The organism is Herbaspirillum lusitanum P6-12 (assembly GCF_000256565.1).
Lineage (GTDB): Bacteria > Pseudomonadota > Gammaproteobacteria > Burkholderiales > Burkholderiaceae_D > Herbaspirillum > Herbaspirillum lusitanum.
The window spans coordinates 1-508 of sequence record NZ_AJHH01000496.1 but is presented as its reverse complement, the minus strand read 5'-3'; the positions used below and the strand labels follow the sequence as shown (position 1 = coordinate 508).

The 508-nt window shown below is 58.9% G+C and carries 1 protein-coding gene; it reads left to right on the top strand.

Annotated features, from left to right (window positions below):
• Nucleotides 1-226 precede the first annotated feature (226 nt).
• Nucleotides 227-508: histidine kinase (locus tag HLUSI_RS0116730; RefSeq protein WP_029363632.1), on the top strand; the 282-nt coding region annotated here is incomplete at its 3' end.

Genomic DNA, 508 nt, shown 5'->3' with positions numbered 1-508 from the left:
AAGTACTCTATCCAGCTGAGCTACAGCCGCGAAAGACGAGATTATAGCACCGCTTTTGGGCGGAATGGAAGCCTTTGCGCCAAAAATCTTCTATTCCGCACCGGGACTCGTTTTCAGGCGCATCAACCATCGTTAAATCGCCTTTACGCCACCTTTATCTGCTGATTTGCACTTCATCTGCCTTATGATTGCCGCTTGATTCCTCGCTTTTCCACCTTACTGCACCATGAGCGACATTCCTGCCGCCCGCCCTGACCCGACCGCCGACCGCATCAAGGAAGCTGAACGCCGGCGCATCGCCAAAGACTTGCACGACGAACTCGGCAGCCACCTGACCGCGCTCAAGATGGCGCTGGCCCAACTCGGCGGGCAACTTCCCCGCGACAACGATGCCCTGCTCGACCAGGCGCGCCACGCCGACGGCCTGATCGACGGTGCGCTCGAGGCCATGCACGACATCATCGACGACTTGCATCCGGCCGTACTTGATCTCGGCCTGCAAGCTGCG